The organism is Mycobacterium sp. (genome assembly GCF_035506235.1).
In the GTDB taxonomy this organism is placed as follows: Bacteria; Actinomycetota; Actinomycetes; order Mycobacteriales; family Mycobacteriaceae; genus Mycobacterium.
Map to the genome: position 1 here is coordinate 1 of NZ_DATJPU010000171.1, position 2,488 is coordinate 2,488.

The 2,488-nt window shown below is 67.9% G+C and carries 2 protein-coding genes; both read left to right on the forward strand.

Translation table 11 applies throughout. The features are described from left to right. Nucleotides 1-1,175: MCE family protein (locus VMD50_RS16285; RefSeq protein ID WP_325428768.1), on the forward strand; the 1,175-nt coding region annotated here is incomplete at its 5' end. Further along, nucleotides 1,172-2,488: virulence factor Mce family protein (locus VMD50_RS16290; protein ID WP_325428769.1), on the forward strand; the 1,317-nt coding region annotated here is incomplete at its 3' end. The genes VMD50_RS16285 and VMD50_RS16290, both read left to right, overlap by 4 nt.

Sequence of the window (2,488 nt, forward strand, 5' to 3'; positions counted from 1 at the left end):
CGGGTCAGACCACCACGCCGTACCAGATCTACGACGCGTTCGTCGATGTCACGAAGGCGGCGACGGACTGGAACATCGACGTCGTCAAACGGTCGCTGAACGTGTTGTCCGAGACGTTCGATCAGACCGCGCCGCACCTGAGCGCCGCGCTCGACGGGGTGGCCAGATTCTCCGACACCCTCGGCAAGCGGGACGATCAGATCAAGCAGCTGCTGGCCAACGCCGACAAGGTCGCCCGCGTGCTGGGCGACCGCAGCGAACAGGTCGACGGGTTGCTGGTCAATGCCAACACGCTGCTGGCCGCGTTCCGGCAGCGCAGTCAGGCGCTGAGCATTCTGCTGAGCAACGTGTCATCGGTGTCAACCCAGGTGTCCGGCCTGATCAAGGAAAACCCCAACGCCCACCGTGTGCTGCAGCAGTTGGGCACGGTCAGCGACGAGCTGGTCAAGCGCAAGAAAGAACTGGCCGAGGTGCTGATGCTGCTCAGCAGGTACACCGCATCCCTGACCGAGGCCGTCGCCTCGGGGCCGTTCTTCAAGGCGATGGTGGTGAATCTGCTTCCCCCCCAGATGCTCCAGCCGTGGGTTGACGCGGCATTCAAGAAGCGGGGCATCGACCCGGAGAACTTCTGGCGCAGCGCCGGCCTGCCGGCGTTCCGGTGGCCGGACCCCAACGGCGGCCGGCTCCCCAACGGCGCGCCACCGCCGGCGCCGCCGGTGCTGGAGGGCACGCCGGATCACCCGCAACCGGCCGTTCCCCCGGGATCGCCGTGTTCCTACACGCCGGCGGCCGACAGCCCGCCGCGGCCCGGAAATCCGTTGCCCTGCGCGCTTTCCGAGCAGGGCCCGTTCGGCCCGGTTCTCGGCGGTTTTCCGGCGCCGCTCGACGTGGCGACGTCACCGCCCAACCCCGCGGGGCTGCCGCCGACGCCCGGTGCACCCAGCGCGGGCCGGCCCGGCGAGGCACCGCCGGACGTTCCCGGCGCCCCGGTGCCGCTGCCCGCGCACGCGCCGCCGGGGGCGCGCACCGAGAACCTGCAACCGGCCGGCCCGACCCCGCCGCCGTCGACGTTGGCGCCGGGCCTGCCCGAGGGGCCACCGGCGCCACCGGGACCCGGGCCGCAGCTGCCGGCCCCGTTCGTCACGCCCGACGGGACAGGCGGTGGCAACCGATGAGCACCATCTTCGACATTCGCAGCCTCCGACTGCCGAAAGTGTCCGCCAGGGCGGTGCTCGTCGGGGTGTTGGCGGCGGTCTTCGTAATAATCGCGGTCGTCGCCGGAGCGCAGCTCTACCGGAAACTGACCACCACGACCGTCGTCGCGTATTTTTCCGAGACCCTCGCGCTGTACCCGGGCGACAAAGTTCAGATCATGGGCGTGCGGGTCGGTTCGATCGACAAGATCGAGCCGGCGGGTGACAGGATGCGAGTCACGTTGCACTACAACAACAAGTACCGGGTGCCCGCCAAGGCCACCGCATCGATCCTCAACCCCAGCCTGGTCGCCTCGCGCACCATCCAGCTGTCACCACCCTACAGCGGCGGACCGGTGCTGGGCGACGGTGACGTGATCCCGATCGAGCGCACCCAGGTGCCCGTCGAGTGGGATCAGCTGCGCGATTCCATCAACGGAATCCTGCGGCAGCTCGGCCCCACACCCCAGCAGCCGAAGGGGCCGTTCGGCGACCTCATCGAGTCGGCCGCGGACAACCTGGCCGGAAAGGGCACGCAGGTCAACGAGACCCTGGACAATCTGTCGAAAGCGTTGACCGCGCTCAACGAGGGCCGGGGGGACTTCGTCGCGATCACGCGAAGCCTGGCCCAGTTCGTCAGCGCACTGTATCAGAACGATCAGCAGTTCGTCGCGCTCAACGACAACCTGGCCCAGTTCACCGGCTGGTTCACCAAGTCCGACCATGACGTGGCCGACACGGTCACCCGCCTCGACGACGTGCTCGCGGATGCCCGAAAGTTCGTCAACGACAACAGGTCCGCGCTCACCCACGACGTGGGCAACCTCGCCGACGTCACCACCACGCTCCTGCAACCCGAGGCGCGGGACGGCCTGGAAACGGCATTGCACGTGTTGCCGACCTTCGCGGGCAACTTCAACAACCTCTACCATCCCCTGCACAGCTCGCTGGTGGGCTTGTTCGCGTTCCCCAACTTCGCCAACCCCATGCAGTTCATCTGCAGCGCCATCCAGGCCGGCAGCCGGCTGGGCTATCAGGACTCTGCCGAGCTGTGCGCGCAGTATTTGGCTCCGGTTCTGGACGCCATCAAGTTCAATTACGTCCCAGCGGGCGTCAACTGGTTCAACTCGGCGGCCGCCCTGCCCAAGGAGGTAGCCTACTCCGAGGAACGGCTGCGCCCGCCGCCCGGCTACAAAGACACCACCGTCCCGGGGATCTTTTCGCGCGACACACCGTTTTCGCATGGCAACCACGAACCGGGCTGGGTCGTCGCCCCCGGGATGCAGGGCACGCAG